The following is a 2,668-nucleotide window of genomic DNA, read 5'->3' on the forward strand; positions in this document are numbered from 1 at the left end:
TCGGTCGTCTCCGCCTCGGCGGCGGTCTCCGGTGCGGGCGGGGACGCGGGCTCGTGGTCCGGTCGCTCGGTCTCGGTGGTGCGGGCGTGGTCGGTGCCCGGCGTGGGGGCCGGGTCGGAGTTCGACAACTGCTTCTCCCGGGTCAGCGCAGCGACAGGACAGGCGCGGGTGGCATGTCGCGGTCCTCGATCCGATCGATCCGGCGAGCGACGACCGGCGCCGGCAGGACCACCACCGCGGGTACGATCCGAGGCGCGCGTTGCCGCCACAGCCACCCGACGTCCCGCCCGAACGACTCGACCAGCATGCCGAGCGCCGCCACCAGTACGAGAGTGGTCAACGGCCCGGGCAGCACCTGGGACGCGGCGACCGCGAGCATGATCCCTTGGACCGCGGCGACTACCTTACGCCAGTACCGGGGCGGCAGTTGCCGGTCCATCCACGGCAGTGCCCAGCTCGCGGCCAGGAAGGCGTACCGCATCAGGCCGATGGCGAGCACCCACCCGCCGACGGACGGGGCGATGTAGAAGCTCAGCATCAGCACCAGGAACGAGTCGACCTCCATGTCGAACCGGGCACCGAGGGCGCTGACCGTGCCGGTGCGGCGGGCCACCTTGCCGTCGACGGCGTCCAGGGCCAGCGCCACCACGGTCATCGTGACCAGCACCACCACCGGCGCCGGGCGGCCGGCGATCAGCGCGTCGGCGATCAGCGCGGTGACCCCGCCGACCAGCAGCCCCCGCCCCATGGTCACCCAGTCGGCGGGTCCGAGCCGGTCCGAGCCGGATCGGCGCAGGGCGCGGACGAGAACCGCGCAGGTCACTGTGCCGTACGCGAGCCCGGCCACCCATCCGGCGACCCCGATACCGACGGTCGCGGCGAGCCCCGCCAGCAGGACGATCTGAACGATCAGCCCGATTTGCGGACCGGTTCGAACTGTGGACACCGTGCCTCCGTGTTTATGATCGACGACCCTGTCAGAGATGTACGGAAAACATCACGGATCGGTTCGGTCCGGACCCAGGCAAAGGAGAACTCGGTGACCCGAACGGCTCGCGCCTTCTGGCTCAGCGTGCCAGGCCGTGGTGAGATCCGCTCGGCGACCCTCCCGACGCCAGGTCCGGAAGAGGTGCTGGTCCGGGCACTTTTCTCGGGCGTCAGCCGGGGCACCGAGACGCTCGTCTTCACCGGCGCGGTCCCCGAGAGCCAGTACGACACCATGCGCGCCCCGTTCCAGGAGGGCGACTTCCCCGCCCCGGTCAAGTACGGCTATCTGAGCGTCGGCACGGTCGAGCAGGGGCCGGAGCGGCTGCGCGGGCGGACGGTGTTCTGTCTGCACCCGCACCAGAGCGCGTACGTGGTACCCGCCGACGCGGTCACGGTCGTACCGGAGGACGTGCCGGCTTCCCGCGCGGTGCTGGCCGGCACTTTGGAGACCGCGGTCAACGCGCTCTGGGACGCGCCGCCGCTGGTCGGCGACCGGGTCACCGTGATCGGCGGCGGCATGGTCGGCTGCGCGGTGACCGCCCTGCTGGCCCGCTTCCCCGGGGTACGGGTGGAACTCGTCGACACCGACCCGACCCGGGCCGGGATCGCCGCCGCGCTCGGTGTGGACTTCGCCACGCCGGAGACCGCCACCGGGGGACGCGACCTCGTCGTGCACGCCAGCGCCACCGCCGCCGGACTGCAACGCGGCCTGGACCTGCTCGCGCCCGAGGGGACCGTGCTGGAACTGAGTTGGTACGGCGACCGCCAGGTGCAGCTCTCGCTCGGTGGCGCGTTCCACTCGGGGCGGTTGACCGTCCGCAGCAGCCAGGTCGGCACGGTCGCCCCCGCCCGGCGCGGCAGTCGCAGCTACGCCGACCGGATGGCTCTCGCGCTCGACCTGCTCGCCGATCCGGCGTTCGACGCGTTGATCACCGGGCGGTCGCCCTTCGCGGAGCTGCCCGACGTCCTGCACCGACTGAGCGAGGGCAGCCTGCCCGCGCTCTGCCATCTCATCACCTACGACGGGGAGTAGACCGTGTTCAGCGTGACCGTCCGTGACCACATCATGATCGCCCACAGTTTCCGGGGCGACGTCTTCGGGCCCGCCCAGCGGCTGCACGGCGCGACGTTCGTGGTCGACGCCACCTTCCGCCGTCCCGACCTCGACGCCGACGGCATCGTGGTCGACATCGGACTCGCCACCGACCAGCTCAAGGCCGTGCTCGGCGAGCTGAACTACCGCAACCTCGACGACGAGCCCGCCTTCGCCGGCACGAACACCACCACCGAGGTACTGGCCAGGACCATCGCCGACCGGCTCGCCGACGCGGTGGCCGCCGGTGCGCTCGGCGCGGGCGCGCACGGGTTGACCGGGATCACCGTGACCCTGCACGAGTCGCACGTGGCCTGGGCCGCCTACGAGCGGTCACTGCCCGGCGGGTCCGGCGGGGGCGCCGCCTGACGTGGTCGTACCGCATACGCCCGCGTCGGGCGAGGATCACGTGCCGGTTCCGCACGTGATCCTGCCCGGTGACTCGCACGTGCCGGTTCTGCACGTGATCCTGCCCGGTGACATCGACGACCCGGCCGCACCCAGCGGAGGCAACGGCTACGACCGGCGTGTCTGCGCCGGTCTGGCCGCCGCCGGCTGGCCGGTGCGCGAGTACGCCGTGCCCGGGGG

Annotated in this window: 3 protein-coding genes and 1 pseudogene; 3 read left to right on the top strand and 1 reads right to left on the bottom strand. The window is 72.3% G+C overall.

The features are described from left to right. Positions 1 to 142: 142 nt before the first annotated feature. Positions 143 to 946, bottom strand: a complete 804-nt coding sequence (locus tag EYA84_RS30100; protein WP_131057547.1) for a CDP-alcohol phosphatidyltransferase family protein — start codon at positions 944 to 946, stop codon at positions 143 to 145. Between the two features lie 93 nt (positions 947 to 1,039). On the opposite strand from EYA84_RS30100, the gene EYA84_RS30105 reads away from it, so the two are divergent. The 3 genes and pseudogenes from EYA84_RS30105 to EYA84_RS30115 all read left to right on the top strand — a co-directional run. After that, complete coding sequence (locus EYA84_RS30105; RefSeq protein WP_131057550.1) at positions 1,040 to 2,020, top strand: zinc-binding alcohol dehydrogenase; 981 nt, start codon at positions 1,040 to 1,042, stop codon at positions 2,018 to 2,020. A 3-nt stretch (positions 2,021 to 2,023) separates the two neighbouring features. After that, entirely contained in the window at positions 2,024 to 2,449 is a 426-nt protein-coding gene (locus EYA84_RS30110; RefSeq protein WP_131057553.1) for a 6-carboxytetrahydropterin synthase, read from the top strand. Positions 2,450 to 2,528: 79 nt separating this feature from the next. Beyond that, positions 2,529 to 2,668, top strand: a pseudogene (locus EYA84_RS30115) (glycosyltransferase family 1 protein); the annotation flags it as partial.

This window comes from Verrucosispora sp. SN26_14.1 (assembly GCF_004307965.1).
GTDB lineage: Bacteria > Actinomycetota > Actinomycetes > Mycobacteriales > Micromonosporaceae > Micromonospora.